Source organism: Winogradskyella psychrotolerans (assembly GCF_018860545.1).
GTDB lineage: Bacteria > Bacteroidota > Bacteroidia > Flavobacteriales > Flavobacteriaceae > Winogradskyella > Winogradskyella psychrotolerans_A.
Genome location: NZ_JAHKPN010000007.1, coordinates 1 through 23799, shown reverse-complemented (window position 1 = coordinate 23799; position 23799 = coordinate 1). Strand labels below are relative to the sequence as shown.

At 35.5% G+C, this 23799-nt stretch carries 12 protein-coding genes, 1 tRNA gene and 1 pseudogene; 8 read left to right on the top strand and 6 right to left on the bottom strand.

Going from position 1 to position 23799, the window contains the following annotated elements; genetic code table 11:
- Positions 1-84 precede the first annotated feature (84 nt).
- Together KO515_RS02695 and der are read right to left on the bottom strand one after the other, a co-directional pair.
- Positions 85-2523 carry a T9SS type B sorting domain-containing protein gene (locus KO515_RS02695; RefSeq protein WP_215934845.1) on the bottom strand — a complete coding sequence of 813 codons (2439 nt, stop codon included), beginning with the start codon at positions 2521-2523 and terminating at the stop codon, positions 85-87.
- 15 nt (positions 2524-2538) lie between these two features.
- Positions 2539-3843 carry a ribosome biogenesis GTPase Der gene (gene der, locus KO515_RS02690; RefSeq protein ID WP_215934844.1) on the bottom strand — a complete coding sequence of 435 codons (1305 nt, stop codon included), beginning with the start codon at positions 3841-3843 and terminating at the stop codon, positions 2539-2541.
- Between the two features lie 363 nt (positions 3844-4206).
- Here der and KO515_RS02685 point away from each other — a divergent pair, with 363 nt between their 5' ends.
- The 5 genes from KO515_RS02685 (at position 4207) to KO515_RS02665 (ending at position 15869) form a co-directional block, all read left to right on the top strand.
- Positions 4207-6396, top strand: a complete 2190-nt coding sequence (locus KO515_RS02685) for a LysM peptidoglycan-binding domain-containing protein (protein WP_215934843.1) — start codon at positions 4207-4209, stop codon at positions 6394-6396.
- Positions 6397-6723: 327 nt separating this feature from the next.
- On the top strand, positions 6724-12399 hold the full coding sequence (locus KO515_RS02680) for a gliding motility-associated C-terminal domain-containing protein (RefSeq protein ID WP_215934842.1): 5676 nt from the start codon (positions 6724-6726) through the stop codon (positions 12397-12399).
- A gap of 15 nt (positions 12400-12414) precedes the next feature.
- Positions 12415-13353, top strand: coding sequence for a PorP/SprF family type IX secretion system membrane protein (locus KO515_RS02675; RefSeq protein ID WP_215934841.1), 939 nt, complete (start codon positions 12415-12417; stop codon positions 13351-13353).
- Positions 13354-13458: 105 nt separating this feature from the next.
- Positions 13459-15345, top strand: a complete 1887-nt coding sequence (locus KO515_RS02670; RefSeq protein WP_215934840.1) for an OmpA family protein — start codon at positions 13459-13461, stop codon at positions 15343-15345.
- A 23-nt stretch (positions 15346-15368) separates the two neighbouring features.
- A complete protein-coding gene (locus tag KO515_RS02665; RefSeq protein ID WP_215934839.1) occupies positions 15369-15869 on the top strand; it encodes a GTP-binding protein in 501 nt (166 codons plus the stop codon).
- Here the strand turns inward: KO515_RS02665 and era are convergent.
- Positions 15860-16741: a GTPase Era gene (gene era / locus KO515_RS02660; protein WP_215934838.1), complete on the bottom strand. Its 882-nt coding sequence runs from the start codon at positions 16739-16741 to the stop codon at positions 15860-15862. The genes KO515_RS02665 and era overlap by 10 nt on opposite strands.
- Before the next feature lie 145 nt (positions 16742-16886).
- On the opposite strand from era, the pseudogene KO515_RS02655 reads away from it, so the two are divergent.
- Positions 16887-18553: pseudogene (locus KO515_RS02655) on the top strand (formate--tetrahydrofolate ligase).
- A gap of 177 nt (positions 18554-18730) precedes the next feature.
- On the opposite strand, the gene rpsT reads toward KO515_RS02655, so the two are convergent.
- The 3 genes from rpsT to proS form a co-directional block, all read right to left on the bottom strand.
- Positions 18731-18982, bottom strand: a complete 252-nt coding sequence (rpsT, locus tag KO515_RS02650) for a 30S ribosomal protein S20 (protein ID WP_215934837.1) — start codon at positions 18980-18982, stop codon at positions 18731-18733.
- A gap of 25 nt (positions 18983-19007) precedes the next feature.
- Positions 19008-19079, bottom strand: a tRNA-Glu gene (locus KO515_RS02645).
- Positions 19080-19189: 110 nt separating this feature from the next.
- Complete coding sequence (proS, locus tag KO515_RS02640) at positions 19190-20668, bottom strand: proline--tRNA ligase (RefSeq protein WP_215934836.1); 1479 nt, start codon at positions 20666-20668, stop codon at positions 19190-19192.
- A gap of 101 nt (positions 20669-20769) precedes the next feature.
- Between proS and KO515_RS02635 the strand changes: the two genes are divergently transcribed.
- Complete coding sequence (locus tag KO515_RS02635; protein ID WP_215934835.1) at positions 20770-21807, top strand: hypothetical protein; 1038 nt, start codon at positions 20770-20772, stop codon at positions 21805-21807.
- A gap of 29 nt (positions 21808-21836) precedes the next feature.
- The gene (locus tag KO515_RS02630; RefSeq protein ID WP_215934834.1) at positions 21837-23354 is read left to right on the top strand and encodes an OmpP1/FadL family transporter; all 1518 of its coding nucleotides are present in this window, start codon (positions 21837-21839) and stop codon (positions 23352-23354) included.
- The last annotated feature ends 445 nt before the right edge of the window (positions 23355-23799 follow it).

Genomic DNA, 23799 nt, shown 5'->3' with positions numbered 1-23799 from the left:
AGCGGTTGATTGATTGATGAATAGCTAATTTGAAAACGCAAGAAAGATAGAAATCGTATGAAATTTCTTAAAATTATTATAAAATTACCGCTTGAGGGTAAAATGACCTTTAAATGTTTTGCCATTTACGAATTTTGCAATAAACCAATAATCATCGGTTGGGAGAAATTCTCCATTACTTGTACCATCCCAGTTTTGGTTAGTTGAATTTACTATACCAACCAGTTTTCCATAACGATTAAATATCTCTATAGCCACGGTCTCTGACAATTCTGAAGTAAACCCTGTAATCTGCCAGGTATCATTTACAGTATCTCCATTCGGTGTGAAAAATTTTGGAAACCCCAAAATAGAAATATCACTTGACACAATGCCGCAATCTGCTTTTATATCTTTAACGTATACAACATGAATTCCAGCTGGTACATTTTCAAAAATATGTGAATCTTTATAGATTCCGCTCTCGTCATCTAATGCATACACATACGCGCCGTCACCTGATACGAAAACAGAAATGGTATTATTTTCAGCTAAATCCGTAACATTAATGGTTTCAAAAGTTGCGGTATCTGATGGCAATACCGTAATCGTTCTCATATTAGAACAGCCAAAAGGTTTTGTGACCTCTACGGTATAGATACCAGGTTCATTAACTTCAATGCTCATTGTGGTTTCACCTGTAGACCAATTGTAATAAAAGTTATTTGGAATTGCATCTATTATTCCGCCTTCTAATGTAATCGTTTCCGGAAAACTATTTAAGCAATAATAAATGGTTTCATCTTGAAGCAGATTTGGCAAATATTCAACTTGTAAGTTAACCTCTCCAATACTATAACAACTTCCATTTTGTTCCAATCTTGCAAAAATGGTTTGATTATACGGTAGTGTGTTCGTGAAATTTGTGTTCAATGGATTTTCTTGAAGTAAAGCATCACTATAGGTTTCATAATAGCCCAAAACCATAACATCGGAAGATAACGCATTTAAAATCTGACTTTCGGCTAGAGATAAATCAAAACTCACGAAACCGGTTTCGTCCAAATTATCACATGCTGTTAAAAGCGTATAATTGGCAATGTTTGTATTTACTGACAGCACTACTTCTGCTATTGCGCTACAATTGGTATCCGAGTTCAACACCTGTGCGTAGACCACTTGATTATTGGTTAGATTATTATAATTATCATCATTTATAGGGGTGGTTAAATCCATCGATTCAAAAAATTGAACCTCCAAATTAGTTAAATCACCATTTACAATAACATCATTGTAAGCATTAAGGTTAAAGTTAGAAAGACCATCCATCACTTCGTCCTCACATTGATTAATCGTAATATCATTAACGCTAGGTATTTCATTAATGGTTATTGTCATAGGATATCTCTCTAAACTAGTAGAACATCCTTGAACAACAGGTAATAACCAATAGGTTGTAGTGGCATTAATTTGTACATCATAAATAGACCCAGCGTGAATTGGAGTCGTTGACGTTTCCGTTTCAAACCACCAGACTTCGGGTGTTGAAGATCCTGCATATAAGATAAAAGTACCTGTTCCACAGACCTCTATATCATTATTTGAAATTCTCGGCATTACGATTGTGCTACTTGCTGAAAGACTAATATCTGGTTCATTAGGTAAACCTCCATATTCCACAATATAACCTTGAGGGTGGTAAGCGCTACTCACATTGGTGTCTCCGGTATTAGATAAATCATTCCACGCCCCTAAAATACCAATTGATGAATCTGTTATATGGGCATAATCCTCATTACCTGCATTATTAGGTTCGTTATAGTTCCATAAAGAAAACTCATTATTTGGCGCATTTCCATTAACACCACCTTGCCAAAACACAGTCCCGGTTTCTGGTCCTGTTACCCATTTCCACGTGCCTTCAATTTCTGCATCAGAACCGCCAATCCACCCTGTACCAGCACTTTGCTCACCTGCTAATTGCGATTCTTCTTCTGAGGTTAACGTGGCTAAATAGCCTTGCAGTCCAAAATAAGTTTGTGCAGCAGCTGCATCTCGTGCTTCTGTCCATGTAATGCCTGGATTAGACACATAAAAATAATAATGCCCTGTACTTGGTAAGTAATTAGCGTCTCCTAAATTTATTGAAAACTGTCGATCTTCTGTAAAAATGGTTTGTGTGGTTTGAAAAACAACATTTAAAATGGCATTTTCAAACTCATTAAACGTTGCTGGTCCGGACAAGGTTAAAAGTCCTTCTGAGCTATTCCAACTCGATGTGATATTAGGATTAGTCCCAACTAACTCTAAAATATCTTCTCCACTTTGATAGCCCTCAGCTATTTGCACAAAAATCTCGGATAACGACGTATCTTCAGGATTAGGATCTGTAATAGATACAGACGTCACTATGGGCATTTGTGATTGCGGACAATACACTTCCCCACCAGAAACACTAATTTCAGGTGGTAAATTTTGAGAAAACCCATACCAATGAGATAGCCCAAACCATAAGAGAAAAATGAAGTACGCTATCCTTTTCATAAAAAATTAAAATCTTTATTTTTTTCTCATGTAGACACTTATCGGCACACCATTAAAATCAAATTGTTCTCTCAATTTATTTTCTAAAAATCGCTTGTAAGGATCCTTGACATATTGTGGTAAATTACAGAAAAATGCAAATTGCGGTTGTGGAGTTGGCAATTGCATAATGTACTTTATTTTTACAAACTTCCCTTTATTTGCTGGAGGTGGTTGATGCTCTATTATTGGCAATAAAGCTTCGTTAAGCACGCTTGTTTTAATCTTCTTAGTTCTATTTTTATAAACCTCAACTGCTGTTTCAATCGCTTTAAAAATACGTTGTTTATTTAATACTGAAATAAAAACGATTGGCACATCTGTAAATGGGGCGATTTCTTTTCGAATGTGTTGCTCAAATTCTTTAGCCGTTTTGGTGTCTTTATCAACTAAGTCCCATTTATTAACAAGAATGACAATCCCTTTTCTATTGCGTTCTGCTAACCAAAATATATTTTGAACTTGTCCATCAAATCCGCGTGTCGCATCTAACACTACTAAACAAACATCACAATGTTCTATTGCTCTAACACTACGCATTACAGAATAAAACTCTAAGTCGTCTTTAACTTTCGTTTTACGACGAATACCAGCTGTATCAACTAAATTAAATTCAAATCCAAAACGGTTATATTTTGTATCAATAGAATCTCGGGTTGTACCTGCAATATCCGTTACGATATAACGATCTTCGCCAATCAGTGCATTTATAAATGATGATTTACCAGCATTAGGCCTTCCAACAACAGCAAATCTTGGCAACTCATCTTCGTCTTCCTCTTCCTTTTCTGGTAATGCTTCAACTACGGCGTCTAATAAATCGCCTGTTCCACTACCGTTTATACTAGCAATCGCATAATACTCACCTAAACCAAGCGAATAAAATTCAACAGCATCTTCTAAACGCTTATTGTTATCAACTTTATTGACGACTAAAAAAACAGGCTTGTCTACTTTTCTTAATAATTGAGCAACGTCTTCATCCATTCCAGTGATACCAGATTCAACATCGACCATAAAAATTATAGCATCCGCTTCGTCAATGGCTAACTCCACTTGTTTATCTATTTCTGATTCAAAAATATCATCACTACCAACAACATATCCACCAGTATCAATTAATGAAAACTCCTTACCATTCCAATCTGTTTTACCGTAATGACGATCTCTTGTGACACCACTTACAGCATCAACAATAGCTTCACGTCTTTTTATAAGACGATTAAAAAATGTCGATTTCCCTACATTAGGGCGACCTACTACAGCTACTATATTGCTCATTGTATTTTTATTTAAGGCTACAAAGATACTATATACTTAGGTTTTACGGTGAACTATTATAGACTTTTCACTAGATATACTCAAAACTATTATTAACAAAATAAATAGTGGTAAAACCAACACGCAATATTGTTAACATCCTGTTGATAACAAGTAGGAATTTAACAGAAATGGTATTTATTTTTAGTAATTTTATCGCGTGTATTAAATAGGATTTTATTTACATTTTTTGTGGTATATTAATTAGGTTTCTTTTTCAAGAACAGCCCCTTTCTTATTGGCTTATTTTAGTTTACAAAAAATACAGATAAAACACACATATCATTTAAGATACAGCACATTACAATTAAATTTCTACAAAGAATGGGGAAATACTTTACGCTTATATTACTTTTGGTTTTAGGCTCTAAATATAGTTTAGCTCAACAAAAATATATAGATCACACCATTAAAAAAGGAGAAAGCGTTTATATGATATCGAGACGATATGGAGTCAGTGTTAATGCTATTTTTGAGCTTAACCCCGGTTCTGAAGATATCATTTATGCAGGTCATATTTTACGTGTTCCAAATTCTAGCAATACAACAGCGACTTCTAACAACACTATTATTAACGATACAACTGTTAGTAATTACATTGTAAAACGCGGTGAAACAAAATCTGGTCTTTCACGCCGTTTTGGAGTAAGTATCGCCATGTTAGAGCAGCAAAATCCACACATTGTGAGTATGCTTCAAGCTGGTCACATCATAAATTTAGATAAAACCATACAAGAAAATCAACCTATAGCAAAAGAAGGGGAACATTATGTGGTTAAAGGTGAAACGCTTTGGGGAATCTCTAGAAAATATGGCATTAGTTTGGCGCAATTAGAGGCTGCTAATGCAAATCAGCTCTCTGAATTTTTACAAATAGGACAAACGCTAATTATTCCAGATAAGAACTCTGAAACAACCATTGAAGGAGAATATTTAGTTCAACGTGGTGATACAAAATATCAATTAGCTAAACGTTTTAACATGACGATAGCTGAGCTTGAAGAAAAAAACCCACACATTGTGGATATGCTCATGGCTGGCCACAGATTGAATGTAAATAGGGACCCCAATAGTGCAGTTGTAAATGTTACTGAAGAAATTCCAAATCCACAAGAAACTCCGGACACGCAAGAAGTTCCTGTTACCGTTACTGAAACGGACACAACAAGCACGGTAAATAGTTACAAGAATTATGTTATAGAGCCAAAAGAAACACTTTTTGGATTGGCTAAGAAAGCAGGTATGTCGATAGATGAATTAACGACCTTAAACCCAAAACTTTTAACCTCCGTCAATGCTGGTGACATTATTAAAATGCCAATTAATGTTTCTGGCACTACAATAAATACAACAGGAACGACTGACGTTAATGACATAACTGATACAGTGGACTCAACTGATTCCGTACCTGAAGATACAACCACTAAAATCTCAAAGAATAAAAACGAAGCGTTATTTGCGAATTTAGTTACAGAAACCTCAACTGGCCTGTATTTTTACACTCCTTTTTCTAGTCAAGAATTGAGTTCTCCAGAAGAAAGACAAAACATGATTAGTGTCAATGCTGATTTTCAAAAGTATATAGATTTTTTCCAAGGAGCTCAGATAGCAATTGATTCAGCTAAAGCTTTAAATTTAGATTTTGATGTCACATTAATTAAAAAGAACATTGCGAAATCTAAAATAACCATTGAAAGTCCACATAGTAAAAATGCTATTTTGGTGCCATTTTCAGAGACCGGTTCAAATTTCCCTAGTATTGAATCTGAAACCCCAATATCAATAATTGATATAGAATCTAATATTGTCTCAAATGACAGTGTTTACGTATACAAATCAATTCCTTCAGAAGATATTCAAATCACTAAAACGTTAAATTATTTAGCACTACAAAACGCCAATATAATTGTAATTAGTGATCTCGATGAAGCTAGAAATAAAGATGTAATATTAAGTACACTACCAGAATCTAAATTCTTAAAGGTCGATAATGCCGGATTCCTTAAATCTAATGCTTTAGACAATGCGCTGATGCCAAACAAACTAAACTATATTGTTTTTGACAGCAAAAAAACCATTGTACTTCTGAATACAACGACCGCATTAATGGGTAAATTATCAAACCATAACATTCAGTTGGTAATGCTTGAATCCTCATTATTACCAAAACAATCGGAAGTTTCAGAAATGAGATTTCGAATTTTACAACTGATTTACCCTTCGCTTACAGATCCTCAAAACGTAAATGATATTACGGCTTTTGAAAACACATACGAAGACATTTTCAGTGTTAAACCATCTCTACATGCTGCTTTAGGGTTCGACGTTACTTTTGATACGTTACTAAGAATTTCTCAAAGCGCATCATTTGAAGAATCTATAAATACAACATCATCAGAGCAACCTCATCTCAAATTTGAATATCAGAAAACAAGCGGCAGAAACTATTTTAACCATGGTGTTTATTTGATGCAATACAATTCGGATGAAGGAATTATGGAACTTAAGTACTAGTTCACTATAATCACAAATGCCTAAAGAATTGTGTATCAAATACTTTTTTGAAGTATTTAATACTATTCATTGATAATTATTTATCTATTAGTTTCAAAATTAAACGTTAAAATAATTTCGCCTTAAACTCCAAGATTTAATAAACATTTTAGGCCTATAAAAAAACTGTAAAACTGTCTGTTTTAATTTTGTTATGTATAGGCTATTTACATATATTTGTTTTCCCTCTATCTCTCAATATAGCAAGTCAAGAGTAATATTACGAACTTGCTGTTCTTAAATACATGGCATTGATTTCAACAAAAGCAATTATTATAAATTTTTTTAATGAAAGCCAAAAAGTACAGTTTTAAAAAATATCCTATACGATTAGCATTTCTACTTATTTCAGTTTTATGTGGATTAACTACTATTAACGCCCAATGTCCTACTGTAACAAATAGTACACAATCACTATGTGATGTGCAATCTGTTCTCGTTGGCGATTTAGAGGCTATTGATAATGGAGGTGGCATTGTTTGGTATGATTCACCAACCTCAACTGTTCCACTTTCAAACTCAGACAGTCTTATAGATGGAGAAGATTATTATGCCGATGATAGTTCAGGATCTTGTGGCACAAGAGCTAGAGTGGACATTACCATTTACGGACCACCTGTTGGAGATAACTTTCAAGGTATCTGTTTAGATGACCCTTCACTTGCAACAGTCAGCGATTTAGTGGCGGTAGGAAATGATGTGCAATGGTATTTATCACCTTCTGGAGGTACACCTCTAACTGATACTGATACTTTAATTGATAACACAATTTACTATGCAGACCAAGCTAGTTTAGATGGCAACTGTAGAACGTCTAGACTTTCTGTTTTAGTGCTGGTTGGTGCTACACCTGTTCCGACAGGAGATATGATTCAAAATTTTTGCGTCACTCCTGAATTTACACCTACCGTAGGTGATTTAGTAGCCAGTGGCACTAACAATTGGTATATTTCATTATTTTCTGCTTTAGAATTACCTCCGTCAACTCCTTTAGTTAATGGGCAGACGTATTATGCTACAACTTTAGATCCTCCATGTGAAAGTACAGGAAGATTGGCTGTTCTAGCAGTTTTAGATAACGCACCAGAAGCCGGAGAAGATAATGCAATAAATCTATGTGATAATACCAATGCTACAATTGATTTATTTTTAGAACTTGGAGGTAGTCCAGATTCTGGAGGAACTTGGTCACCTGCTTTGAATAGTGGAACAGGTATTTTTGATTCTAATAGTGATCCTGAAGGCATCTACACCTACACGGTTAATTCCAACAATAGCTGCCCTGACGAATCTGCAACGATAACGATAACTTTTATACCAGAACCCAATGCAGGTATAGATGGCACTTTAGACTTATGTAGCAATAGCGATGCCGTTGATCTATTTTTAAGCTTAGGAGGTACACCCGATTCTGGTGGTGTTTGGTCGCCTCCCCTTGCTAGTGGTACTAGTGAATTTAATCCTGCCTTAGATACAGATGGCATTTACACTTATACCGTAAGTGGTACGCTTCCTTGTGCAGACGTTTCAGCAACAGTAAATGTTTCAGTTACTCCTTTTATGTATGCCGGTGAAGATGCCAGCATTGACATTTGCAACACAAGCGGAACCATTGATTTATTTGATATCCTAGGCGGTATACCAGATACTGGAGGTGTTTGGTCACCTGCTTTAAATAGCGGAACTGGAATTTTTGACCCTTCTATTGATACTTCTGGTGTTTACACTTATGAATTCACAGGAAATACTCCTTGTCCTGATGAATCCGCAACAGTTACAATCACTGTAAACCCATTGCCAAATGCAGGGTCTAACAGTGTACTTGAAATTTGCAGCAATGACTTAACTACAGTAAACTTATTTGATAGTCTCGGAGGTGCTGCTGAAACTGGAGGCACATGGCTACCAGAATTAAATAGTGGAACAGGTCTATTTGATCCTTCTATTGATGCTGCTGGCACTTATACATACACCGTTCCTGGAATTGCACCGTGTCCTGATGCTTCAGCCACTGTAGTCGTTACAATTATACAAGAACCAGATGCTGGCTTAGATGCCACAATTGACATATGTAGCAATACTGGTTCTTTTGATTTATTTGATTATCTCGAAGGCTCTCCTGAAATTGGAGGAACGTGGTCACCTGCACTTGCTAGTGGAACCGGAATGTTTGATCCATTAGTTGATACTAACACCTCTTATACATATACCGTAGCAGGCAGCTCACCTTGTGCTGATGCTACAGCTACAGTCACAATATCTGTTACCCCTTTCCTAGATGCAGGACAAGATGGATCCGTTACTATTTGTACCAATGACGGCACAATAGATCTTTTTGACAGTCTCGGAGGTGTACCAGATTCAGGAGGAACTTGGTCTCCTCCACTTGCTAGTGGAACCGGAATGTTTGATCCTAATAGTGATATTGGAGGAACTTATACCTATACAACCAATGGATCAGAACCTTGTTTAGACGATTCGGCAATCGTAGTCGTTACCGTAGAGCAGTCGCCAGACGCTGGTAGTGATGGAACGTTGCTTATATGTAATATCTCAAACACATACGATTTATTTGACAGTTTAAATGGAATTCCACAGTCAGGAGGAACTTGGTCTCCTGCACTTTCAAGTGGAACAGGAGTTTTTAACCCTAACTTAGATGCTGATGGCATTTACACCTATACAATAAATTCTATATGTGGTGAAGTTTCTGCTGCGGTATCAGTGACTTCAATTGATGCTAATTATGCCGGAACAAATGGAAGTATAGAATTTTGTAGTACAGACACAACAACCATAGACTTGTTTGATAGTCTTGGAGATTCGCCAGACACTGGAGGAACCTGGTCTCCTGCACTATCAAGTGGAACAGGGATTTTTGATCCAACTTTAGATTCAGCAAACACGTACACGTATACGGTTTCAAATAGTGCAACCCTTTGTCCTGATGACACTGCTACAGTTACTGTTTCAATTTTAGAAGAACCGAATGCTGGAAATGATGGCACATTAAACTTATGTAATTCCACGAATACAATCAATTTACTTGAGGGTTTAGCGGGAGCACCTGAAGCTGGAGGTACGTGGTCACCAACATTAAATAGCGGTACGGGAATTTTTGACCCTAATACAGATGCTGAAGGTATTTATACCTACACACTAACAAATTCTTGTGGTACGAGTTCTGCAACCGTTGATGTTTCTTTTTCAGACACAAATGATGCAGGAACTAATGGCGCAATTGATTTGTGTAGTACTGATGCAGAGGTAGATTTATTTGATAGTTTAGGCGGTACTCCTGATGTCGGAGGAACGTGGTCACCCGCTTTAACTAGTGGATCAGGACTATTTAATCCTAGCCTTGATGCTGCTGGTTCATATACATATACAATTTCTAGTGTGACTCCTGCTTGTCCGGATGCTACAGCTACGGTTGAAGTTACCGTTTTACAAGGACCAAATGCAGGAAATAATGGTACACTTAATTTATGTGATTCTAATAATACAGTTAATTTATTAGATGGTTTAGCCGGTAATCCTGAATCAGGAGGTACATGGTCACCTACCCCAAACAGTGGTACAGGAATATTGGACCCTAATATAGATGCTGAAGGTATCTACACGTATACCATAAGTAATTCTTGTGGTACGAGTTCTGCAACCGTTGACGTTTCTTTTTCAGACACCAATGACGCAGGAACTGATGGTGCAATTGATTTGTGTAGTACTGATGCTGAGGTAGATTTATTTGATAGTTTAGGTGGTACACCTGATATTGGTGGAACTTGGTCACCAGCTTTAACCAGTGGATCAGGACTATTTAATCCTAGCCTTGATGCTGCCGGTTCATATACATATACAATTTCTAGTGTGACTCCTGCTTGTCCGGATGCTACAGCTACGGTTGAAGTTACCGTTTTACAAGGACCAAACGCAGGAAATAATGGTACACTTAATTTATGCGATTCAACAAATACAGTTGACTTATTTGACAGTTTAGCTGGTGCAGCTGATACAGGCGGTACATGGACTCCGGCATTAGATAGCGGAAGTGGAATTTTTGATCCTAATATTGACCCTGAAGGCAGTTATACCTATACAGTAAGTAATTCTTGTGGTACAAATTCTGCTACCGTTGCTGTTTCTTTTTCAGATACAAATGATGCCGGAACCGATGGCTCAATTGAACTTTGTAGTTCGGATGGAACTGTAGATTTATTTGATAGTTTAGGCGGTACTCCTGATGTCGGAGGAACGTGGTCACCCACACTTACGAGTGGAACAGGTGAGTTTGATCCTAGCCTCGATGCTGCCGGGACTTATAGGTATACGATGTCTAGTGTTAGTGCTGCATGTCCTGACGCCACCGCGACCGTTGACGTGTCAATTTTACAAACACCAAATGCAGGTGACGATGGCAATTTAGAATTATGTACTAATGATTCAAGTTTAGTAGATTTAAGGGATAGCTTAAATGGATCACCTGATACCGGAGGAACCTGGTATCCTGCGCTTACAAGCGGAACTGGAATGTTTGATTTAACTACGGATGCCGCTGGTATTTACACGTATACTATTAGTAATGCATGCGGTACAAGCTCGGCTAGTGTAACCGTCACAATTTCAACTGCAAATGATGCAGGAACCGATGGCTCTTTAGAATTTTGTAGTAATGCGAGCATGGCAGATTTATTTAATAGTCTAGGTGGCACACCTGATGTTGGTGGAACATGGTCACCCGCACTTACGAGTGGAACAGGTGAATTTGATCCTAACCTTGATGCTGCTGGAGACTATACATATACCGTTTCAAATAGCACATCATCATGCCCTGAAGCAACCGCTACTGTAACCGTTACAATTTTATCAGAACCAGATGCAGGTAGCGATAACAATCTTAATCTTTGTATAGACCAAACGGATACTGTTAATCTTTTTGACAGCCTTGGAGGTTCACCAGATACAGGAGGAACATGGTCACCTGCTCTAACAAGTACTACCGGAGATTTTGATCCTACTTTAGATCCGGCTGGTATTTACACGTATACAGTGACTTCAACTGAGTGTGGCATTACCAACTCCGCTGATGTTACAGTGACTATCATTGATCTTCCAGATGTTACAGGCTTAACCTTGTTTATGGCTAATAATGTAATTTGTGTCGGTTTAGAGGATGCTATTGTTAATATTACAGGAGCCAATCAGTTACCTGATGGGGATTACTCTATTGTTTACTCTCTTACAGAAGCCAATAATTCAGTAAATACCATCGCGATTACAATAACTGGAGGAAATGCAACTTTCATAATTCCGCAAACATTATTACCTAATTCTGGTGTCACATTTGTGACGCTGACACAATTATTTGTTTTAGGCCAAGATTGTAGTGCTATTACAAATGCTGTAGAACCTATAAAAATATTGGTTGAAGAACTGCCTCCACCAGAGATTATTGATAATGGAGCTGAATTTTGTATAGAAGATAATCCTACAATTGCAGACCTTTCTAATAACATTGCTAATGATGATATTGTTATTTGGTATGATGAACCTATTGATGGTATTGCGTATGACGTAACTGAAGCTTTACAAGAAGGAGCTGTTTATTATGGATCCTTAACCTCTGAATATGGTTGTGAAAGTTATGAACGATTAGAAGTAACTATAAGTTTTATTTCTTGTGTAGGTGAACTTTTGATACCGGATGGATTCTCTCCAAACGGAGATCCTATTAACCCAGTCTTTGACATCATCAATTTAGATATATTATACCCTAATTTTAAGCTAAGTGTATTTAACCGATATGGAAACATACTATATGAAGGAGATATTAATTCTCCTAAATGGGATGGCACATCTAAAAACAGTGATACTGTACTTCCTGCCGGTGTCTATTTTTATATTATAGAATTTAATGATGGCCAACGTGAACCGCAACAAGGCAGAGTTTATCTGAATAGATAATTATGACAATTTAAAATGATAAGTAAATTAACAACATATAGTATTGCGATTATAACTCTATTCATAGGGTTCTCATCACATGCGCAACAAGATCCTCAATTCACGCAATATATGTATAATATGAGTGTCATAAATCCTGCGTACGCAATTGATGATGAGACTACAATGAATATTGGTTTACTTTATAGATCACAATGGGCAAGATCAGTTGGAGGTCCCACAACAGGCTCTCTTTTTGTGCACTCAAAAATCACAGATCGTTTGGAAGGAGGGATTTCTTTTGTACATGATGAAATTGGGGATGTTGTAAAACAAACTGGTGCTTTTGCCGATATTGCTTATGTCCTTCCTGTTGGAAAAAATTCAAAATTATCTTTTGGAATTAAAGCTGGAGCCACATTTTACAGTACAAATTTTGATGGCTTTGTGTATTCAGATCCATTACCAGATCCTGCTTTTGCTGAAAACATCAATAGAACGTTTCCTAATGTAGGAGCCGGTTTATACTATTTTTCAGAAAATTATTACTTAGGTTTATCAGCACCTAATTTATTAAAATCAAAACATCTTCAAGATGATAGTGGAGTGGTTTCTGAAGCGTCAGAAAACATGCATTTGTTTTTTACAGGTGGCTATGTATTTAACCTTGGCGATAATTTTAAATTCAAACCAGCCTTTATGGCGAAGTACGTTAATAGCGCACCGTTATCTATAGATGCAACTGCCAATGTGTTAATTTATGACAAGGTAGAATTTGGTTTAGGATATCGTTACGACGATTCGGTAACTGGAATGCTTAATTTTACGATGTCACCGGCAGTTCGGATTGGCTATGCTTACGATCATACCATCTCTAACCTAGGTCGATTTAATTCTGGTTCACACGAATTACTTTTATTGTTTAACATCGGTAATCTAGGCAAAGGCTACGATAAATCCCCAAGATTTTTCTAATTGAAGACGAAGATACATGAAACGAGCATGTTAAAAATTTTATCACTTAAGAAAATGAGTAATCGCGAACAGCATGTGACCGTTAAAAATAATTAATATAAACACATGAAAACGTTTAAACTATATCTAATATTAACAATTCTGGCAACAGGAATGCTGAGCTTTTCACAATCCGCAAGTAAAGCGAATATTCTTTATGAAAATAGAGCCTATGTTGAAGCTGCAGAGATTTTTTCTAGTCTTCCTAAAACAGCTAGTAATTTAGAAAAGTTAGGAGATTGTTATTATTATAATTCTGAATTTGAAAACGCTTATAAAGCCTATAAACAAGTGTATGATTTAAAAATTAGCACTGATCTAAGCGAAGATTTCTATTTTAAATATTTTCAAGTTTTAAAAGGCACTAAACATTATGAAAAAGCTGATGAAATTTCAACGCTACATTTAAAAGACACCATTAACACCGAAGAATTAAAGGCTTTATTAAAACGTATCGTCCCTTATAAATATGAATTAAAAAACATTACTGAAGATGTTGGAGGCTCCAGTTTTGGTGTTGGTCTTTATAAAGATAAAATTGTTTTTGCTTCTACTAAAAATATAGAAAACCCGAATTATAATTGGAATGGTAAACCCTATTTAGATTTATACGAAGGAGTGGTTTCAAAAGAAGGTGAAGACATAACTTTAGATAGTATTCAACCACTGAACGACGAGATTAATTCTGTAAAGCAACATGAAAGTAATGCCGTCTTTACCAAAGATGGTAAAACGATGTATTTCTCTAGAAATCTCAAAAAACGTATTGATTTAGATTCCACAAAAATTGCTGTTGTTAGTATTTTTAAAGCGGAAAATATTGATGATGAATGGACCAATGTTGAACCAGTTTCTTTTTCTAGTGAAACCTATTCTACCATGCACCCTTCATTAAATAGTGATGAAACTCGTCTCTATTTTTCAAGTGATATGCCTAATAGTTTAGGGTCTTTCGATATATTCTATGTAGATGTTTATGCGGATAATTCGTTCGGCACACCTATCAATCTAGGAGAAAACGTCAACACTATCCGAAGAGAACAGTTCCCATTCATTGCTAAGGATAGTACACTATACTTTTCCTCTGATGGCAAACATGGCTTAGGAGGTCTCGATCTTTTTGCAAGTAGTATTAGTCAGAATGAATTCTTAGAAGCCCTGAATTTAGGGGAAACTATAAATAGTGAAAAAGATGATTTCGCTTTTGTAATCGCAGATTCTGTAAATACAGGGTATATTTCTTCTAACAGATCTGGCTTAGACAACATTTATACGTTTAAACGTGTCCAAAATGAAAGAACTTATTTTATTGAAGGTTTAGTTACTGACAAAGTTACGGGAGACATATTACCGAATACTACAGTGACATTATTTGATAAGGATGGTAATGTTGTTGCTGAACAACTAGTTGGCGAAGATGGACGCTATAAACTGCCAACACAGCCAAGTCAAAAATACTCGGTAGAAGGTTTTCAACCAAAATATATTCCACAAGTTGAATTTTTCGATACTAATGATAAAGGAAATATCGAGTTTAATATTGAGTTAGAAATTGAATCTTATAAAGATGCTGAAGAAATTGTAACCGATGATGATGAAGGAAACACTTTTATCGAATTAGAAAACATTTATTTCGATTTTGCGAAATGGGATATAAAACCCCAAGCTGCGAGAACATTAGACGTTTTAGTAGCCTTACTTAAAAAATACCCAAGGATGGAAATCCAGTTAGGCGCCCATACGGATTCTAGAGCGAGTTATGATTATAACCTGGACCTTTCTGAAAAAAGAGCACGTGCTACTTTAGAATATCTTGTAGAAAATGATATTCCGAGAGCAAGACTAACCTCTAAAGGATATGGCGAAACCAAACCTTTGGTACCATGTGGTGACAATTGTACAGAAACAGAATACTCAATAAACAGACGATGTGAGTTCCTAATTTTACGTTAGAAAGGCATCTCTTTAATTTAAATATGGAACTGTCTAATGAAATCGTTTTACGACCACGCTTCAAATTTGAAGTCAATGCAACTAACGAGACATTATTAAAAGGTTTTGAACAAACAAAATTAACTCAAGCCGAATTTATAATTTCTAGAGTTGACGATCACGTTTTTATAAAAATTCCGAAAAAAGATCAACATTTTTGGTCCCCTCAGTTACACTTAGAAATTAATCAAACCGAAGAAAATAAAGCTATTGTACATGGTTTATTTGGACCAAATCCAACCGTCTGGACACTATTTATGTTTTTACACTTTATAGTCGCTGGGTTATTTTTTGGTTTTGGAATTTGGGCTTATACTAATGTCACTTTAGGGAATTCTTATGCCGTACAATTATGCCTATCATTCATCATGATAGTACTTTGGTTTGTATTGTATTTTGCAGGAAGGATTGGACGCTCAAAAGGCATGTCTGAAATGCAGAAATTGCATGCATTTATGGAAGACACCATTAAAGTTTACCGCTGATTATACCCAAAACGCTTTAACTGGTTCTGATTAGATCTCCAGTTCTTATTCACCTTTACGTACAATTCTAAGTGCACTTGCTTCCCAAAGAATTTCTCTAAATCCTTACGCGCTTCTACCCCAACACGTTTTAAAGCAGAACCTTTATGACCTATGATAATACCTTTTTGTGTCTCACGCTCTACCATTATCACAGAACGCATTCTAATGATATTATCTTCTTCAAAAAACTCTTCGGTATCTACTTCCACGGCATACGGAATTTCTTTTTTGTAATGCATTAAAATTTTTTCTCTAATAGCTTCATTTACAAAAAACCGTTCTGGTTTATCTGTTAATTGATCTTTAGGATAAAACGCCGGTGACTCTGGTAGTAATTCTATAATTCTATCAAATACATTTTGAACGTTAAATCCTTCAGTTGCAGAAATGGGAAAAAACTCAGCATTTGGCACTTTACTTTGCCATAATTCTGATTGTTCTTCAAGTTGTTCTTGGTTGGAAGTATCAATTTTATTCAACAACAATAAAACAGGAATTTTTGAATTGGTAATCTTATTAAAGAACGCCTCATCTTTAAGCTCTTTCTCTCCTATTTCCACCATATAAATTAGAACATCGGCATCATCAAAAGCCGACTTTACAAAATCCATCATAGATTCTTGTAATTCGTAAGCCGGTTTTATAATTCCTGGTGTATCACTTAGAATAACTTGAAAATCATCACCATTGACTATCCCTAAAATCCGATGCCTTGTTGTTTGCGCTTTAGATGTAATTATTGATAATTTTTCACCAATAAACGCATTCATTAACGTGGACTTTCCAACATTAGGATTACCTATAATATTTACAAAACCTGCTTTGTGCATCTTTAAGAATTTACTGCAAAGTTACAATCTTTAATGCATTTAGTTATAAAAGAGTTTAAAATAGAATTTTACACATGATAAAAATCACAATTTATGCGCTATCATTCTTCTAACTTTGAGAAGAACAATCCTATCATTTACTATTATGACAGACCTTCAGATAGCAAAAAAAGTCACCTTAAAGCCAATATCAGAAATAGCTAAAAAATTTGGAATTGACCCTGATAGTATTGAAATGTACGGAAAAAACAAGGCAAAAATTCCAATATCGTACATAGATAAAACTCAAGCAAATCAGAGCAATCTAATTTTAGTATCTGCCATATCACCGACTCCAGCTGGCGAAGGAAAAACAACAATATCCATTGGCCTATCTGAAGCTCTAAATAGACTTAACAAAAAAACAACCGTTGTACTTAGGGAACCGTCTTTAGGTCCTGTATTTGGAATAAAAGGTGGTGCAACGGGAGGTGGGTTTGCACAAGTGATACCATTAGAAGATATTAATTTACATTTTACAGGTGATTTTTCCGCTATTGAAAAAGCGAATAATTTACTCGCTGCTATAATTGATAATAATATTCAGAGTAAAACCAACTCTTTAGGTATAGACCCAAGAACGGTGACATGGAAGCGTGTCTTTGATGTCAATGATAGAGCTTTAAGAAACATTATTGTTGGTTTAGGTGGTACGTCTTCCGGTATTCCAAGAGAGACGGGTTTTGATATTACTGCGGCTTCAGAAATTATGGCAATTCTTTGTATTGCTAAAGATTTAAGTGATTTAAAAAAACGTATTGGCAATATATTTATTGGTTACACATTTTCTAACCAACCCGTTTATGCCAAAGATTTAAAAGTTGCTGGTGCTATGGCAGCCCTATTACAACATGCTATAAAACCAAACTTGGTACAAACTATCGAAGGAAATCCCGCCATTATTCATGGTGGACCTTTTGCAAATATAGCTCAAGGTACTAATTCGGTAATCGGCACATTAATGGGAATGACTTTTTCAGACTATACCGTCACAGAAGCCGGTTTTGGATGTGACTTAGGAGCTGAAAAATTCTTAGATATTAAATGTCAAAGTGCCAACCTCGCACCAAAAGCAGTAGTACTAACAACAACAATTAGAGCTTTAAATATCATGGCGGAGCAGATTTAAAATCATTAAAAATCACAAATTTAGAAGCCTTAGAGAACGGACTTCCAAATTTAGAAAAACATATAGAAAACATAGAACAATTTGGTCTATCACCCATAATTGCCATAAATAAATTTGAATCCGATAGTGTTGAAGAAATTCAAATAATAAAAGATTTTGCTAAGACTAAAAATATTCGTGTTGCTGTTGCAGATGTTTGGGCTAAAGGAGGTGAAGGCGCTATTGAATTGGCACAGCAAGTCATTGAAGTTGTTGAAGCCAACACAACTCAATTTAAACCGTTATATACATGGGACAATGAAGTGGAATCTAAAATTGAAACCATTGCCCAAAAGGTTTATGGAGCTGACTATGTGGAATATACATCTAATGCTAAACGACAACTTAGACGTATTAAGAAACTAGGTTTAGATAAGTTAGCTATCTGTGTCGCAAAAACGGAAAAATCATTATCTGATAATCCTAAACTTTTAGGTCGTCCTAAAGGTTTTAGCATAACGGTTAGAGAAATTGAAATTGCATCTGGTGCTGGCTTTTTAATACCAATTACAGGTGATATGATGAGAATGCCTGGTTTACCCGCTCATCCTGCTTCTGAAGGCATAGATATTAGTGATGATGGTGACATTACAGGTTTATTTTAATAATGCCACCTCATTTAATTTTTGAGAGAATTAGAGTCGCTTTATTATAACATTTACTTCGCTATACGATAGAGACAAAATAAGAGCATACTTAAAGCACAAACTCCAAAATACTGGTAACAAAAAAGTCTTTCCATATGGAAAGACTTTTAATATCTTAATAGAAACTACAATTAATTAGATTGCAGCAACGTGTTTAGTTAATTGAGATTTTAAGTTACCAGCTTTATTAGCGTGAATAACATTCTTCTTTGCTAATTTATCTAACATACTAATAACAGAAGGTAACATAGCTTGTGCTTCTTTAGCATCAGTAAGCTCACGCAATTTCTTTATAGCATTACGAGTTGTCTTGTGCTGATACTTATTAAGTACACGTCTTTTTTCGTTACTTCTAATTCTTTTTAAAGCTGACTTATGATTTGCCATTATATTATTTTCTTATTAAAAATTGTAGCCCGTAGGGGAATCGAACCCCTCTTACATGGATGAAAACCATGCGTCCTAGCCGATAGACGAACGGGCCATTTTGGTTATTATATTATTTAAATGAACCTGCAACGTTTCCATTGCGGATGCAAATTTACAACTATTTTTAAATTGTGCAACACCTTATTAATTTTTTTTTAAAAAAATTTAATAAGCCTTAGCAAAAAGCACACGCTGCTTGGATGGTTTTCCGCTATAAACACAAACACCCTCTTCTTTCTTACTCTCTGAAGGAATGCATCTTATGGTTGCTTTTGTTGCCTCTTTTATCTTTTGTTCGGTCTCAATAGTACCATCCCAATGCGCTGAAATAAATCCTGTTTTATTTTCTAAAACGTTTTTAAAAGTTTCAAAATCGTCGACTTCTGTGGTGTGCTCGTCTCTAAAATTTAAAGCTTTGGTAAATAATTCTTCTTGTATAAGCTCTAGAAGATTTTTTATCGTTGACGCCAAACCATCAATTGGTACAATTTCTTTAGTTAAAGTATCACGTCTTGCTAATTCAACGGTATTATTTTCTAAATCTTTTGGTCCAATGGCAATTCGCAATGGTACACCTTGTAATTCGTGTTGCGCAAATTTTGCTCCTGGTCTATGTGTTGTTCTTTTATCAAACTTACAACTAACACCTAGCGCTCTAAGCTCTTTAATGATACTTTCTGCTTTTTCGGAAATTAATTCAAACTGTTCGTCTGTCTTAAATATAGGCACAATAACCACTTGAGATGGAGCCAAATTAGGTGGCAATACTAAGCCTTTATCGTCACTGTGAGTCATAATTAAGGCGCCAACTAATCTTGTTGAAACACCCCAAGAACTTGCCCATACATGATCTAATTTCCCTTCGTTATTTGTAAACTTAACATCAAAAGCTTTAGCGAAATTTTGTCCTAAAAAGTGCGATGTACCTGCTTGAAGGGCCTTTCCATCTTGCATTAAAGCTTCAATACAATACGTTTCAATAGCACCAGCAAAACGTTCGCTTTCAGTTTTTACGCCTTTAATTACAGGAATGGCCATAAAATTTTGAGCGAACTCAGCGTAAACGTCATTCATAAGTTCTGTTTCTGCAAGTGCTTCTGCTTTTGTTGCATGTGCCGTATGACCTTCTTGCCATAAAAATTCAGCTGTTCTTAAAAATAAACGTGTTCGCATTTCCCAACGCACCACATTTGCCCATTGATTTATTAAAATTGGCAAATCTCTATAACTTTGAATCCAACCTTTATAAGTATTCCAAATTATTGCTTCACTTGTTGGTCTTACAACCAACTCCTCTTCTAGTTTAGCTTCTGGATCTACTCTTAGCTTCCCTTCATTATCAGGATCATTCTGCAACCTATAATGCGTCACAACGGCACATTCTTTAGCAAAACCTTCGGCATTCTTCTCCTCTGCTTCAAAAAGACTTTTGGGCACAAACAATGGGAAATAAGCATTCTGATGTCCTGTTTCTTTAAACATTCTATCTAATTCTGCTTGCATTTTTTCCCATATAGCATAGCCATAAGGTTTAATAACCATACAACCTCTAACGGCAGAATTTTCTGCTAAATCAGCCTTTACAACCAACTCATTATACCATTTAGAATAATCTTCAGCTCTACTAGTAAGATTTTTACTCATTTTCCGTGTTTTGGCACAAATATTGTGCTTATGTTAAATGTATTAAATAATACAGCAAAACTAACTATTTTTGCTATGTTCAACAATAAAATAAAAGAGATATGCAATTTAAAACTATTTTAACTCAGAAATTGCCATTTTTTGTTGCACTCGGTTTCTTAACGGTGTTAACTTCTTGTGGTTCGTTTCAGTATGCTGGTTATGACAATGACGGTATTTATGCTACTGAAGATTACGAAAATAATACAGAAGAAACAGTTATTACAACTTCAGTAAATGATTCTGACTATTATAAAAATTACTTCTCTGAAAACTCAGCTGAAGTTAATGCCATTCAAGAAGAGTCCGAAATTTTTACTGATATTGATTCTTATGAAGGGAATTACACAGAGCAAGTCATAGATACTCTAGAACAACAACCTGCTTACGGAGGCTGGGGACAAAACAGTAATACCGTTACCATTAATTATATTGATAACGGTTGGTATGGCTACAACAGTCCTTGGATTTGGGGTGGTGGATTTGGATATGGTTGGTCAAGACCTTGGGGCTATAATTACGGTTACGGTTGGAACAACCCTTGGTTATATAGTGGATATTATGGATATGGTTATGGTCATTATGCTCCTTGGAGATACAACAATGGTTACGGCTATTATAATTATGGTTGGAACAATGGCTACTACAGAAACAATAGGTATGCCTATAATAATTCAAGAAGAGGATCCTTATTTAATAATAACAACTTAAACCGTAGAACAAATTCTGCATTATCTAGAAATAATTATTCTACACGTAGATTATCAAATACCTCTAGCTTATCTCGAAATAATCTTACTAGAACTAATTCAACGACAAGAACAGTTAGAAACCCTTCTACAACGACAAGATCTACAAGATCTACTCGAACTCTGAGAACAACTAGACCTACAACAACGACTAGAAGAACAATAACGAGACCTACCAGTAGAACAGTTACACCTACTAGAACTACAAGATCTACAGGAACGGTTCGCTCAAGTTCTAGCTCGTCAAGATCTTCTAGCAGTAGTACTGTAAGATCATCAAGTAGCAGCTCTAGGTCTAGTAGTGGTAGCAGTAGTTCTTCTAGCAGTAGTAGACGAGGGGGAAGAAGATAAAATTTTGTAAACATTCTAAAAAATCACATATGAAAAAGTTACTTATGCTTGGCATAAGCTTAATAAGCACGTCTTATATTTTAGCTCAAGACATTAATGATGCTCTAAGATATTCTATGGATGAGATTCAAGGAACGGCGCGCTTCAGAGCGATGGGAGGAGCTTTCGGAGCCCTTGGTGGAGATATGTCTAGTGTTAATATAAACCCTGCTGGTTCTGCTATATTCAATAATAGTCATGCCTCAGTATCATTAGGTATATTTAATACAAATAACGATACTAATTATTTTGATAGTTATAATTCTGATGCTAATACTAATGTAGATTTAAATCAACTAGGTGCTGCATTTGTATTTAAAAACACGAATACAAGTTCCGGTTGGAAAAAATTCTCATTAAGCTTTGCATATGACCGTACTGCTGATTTAGATAATGATTGGGTGGCGAGTGGTGTGAACCCAAATAACACTATTGGATCCTATTTTGTTACGTATGCAAATGGATTACCTCTCGACGATATTTCCGCCTTACCAGGAGAATCAGTTTCACAAGCTTATTCTGAAATCGGTTCTATATTTGGTTTTCAAAACCAACAGGCCTTTTTAGGATATGAGGGCTATATTATAAACCCGGATGAAGATGAAACAAGTGACTATTATTATTCTAGTATAGACGGTGGTAATTATAACCAACGCTACGCTTATGCAAGTAGAGGTTACAACGGGAAACTAGCTTTTAATTTTGCAACAAGTTACGATGACAAATTCTATCTTGGATTAAATCTGAATTCTCATTTTATAGATTATGAGCAATCCACATTTCTTAATGAATCGAACTCGAACGCGAGTTCTACCGTTAGTCGTGTAGATTTCGAAAACAATTTATTAACCACAGGTAGTGGCTTTTCATTTCAACTTGGTGGAATTGCCAAAATAACTGAAGAATTTAGAGTCGGTATATCCTATAACTCTCCTACTTGGTATAGAATTTCAGATGAAACATCTCAATATCTAGCAACTACAAGACTTGAGAATGGATCGAACATTAATCAAATCGTTAATCCTAATGTGGTTAATGTATACGAAGAATATAAATTAAAGACACCAGGGAAAGTGACTGGTAGTTTAGCTTATGTTTTTGGTAGACAAGGATTATTAAGTTTCGATTATGCTGTAAAAGATTATAGTACTTCTAAATTTAAACCAACAACAGATCCCGTTTTTTCTAGTTTGAACACTAGTATTAGTAATGATTTAGATTCTGCCATCTCATATAGACTGGGTGGAGAATATCGTTATAAACAACTAAGTTTCAGAGGTGGCTATAGATTTGAAGAAAGTCCTTATAAAAACGACAATTTTTATGGTGATCTTACTGGTTATTCCTTAGGCTTAGGTTATAATTTCGGTGATCTTAGTTTAGATTTTGCATTTAGTCAATCAGAGCGTGATTACAACTATCAATTATATTCTGAAGGTTTAACTGATACTGCTCAAATTGAATCTAAGTTAACAGATTTCATTTTAACACTTGCCTTTAATTTATAAATCAGACATTAAAACAAATTTAAAGACCTAAATACTTTTATTATGTATTTGGGTCTTTTTTGGTTTGCAAGAATATAGTTAAAACATACAGGTTAAATTTCTAAGTATAATTTACTCTTTCTGGCTATCCTATCCCCTATCCTATCCTATCCTATCCTATCCTATCCTATCCTATCTCTACGTTCGTTATATTTAAAGATCACCAATGTAGTGAATCAGACTAATCTCACTCTAGTTACTGCGCGTCAATTTGCTTTGCATGGGTTTTAGACTATTATAAGATGTAACTACCACAAGCTTGATACTACCAAAAGAAAAAGCCTGAACATTATAGAATGTTCAGGCTTTTATATCAGTAGATTTAAATCTTATCTTTTTAAAGTAAAATGGGCTTTAAATTCTTTACGCACACCGTTGCTTGGTTCATCGTATTCCACTGTAAACC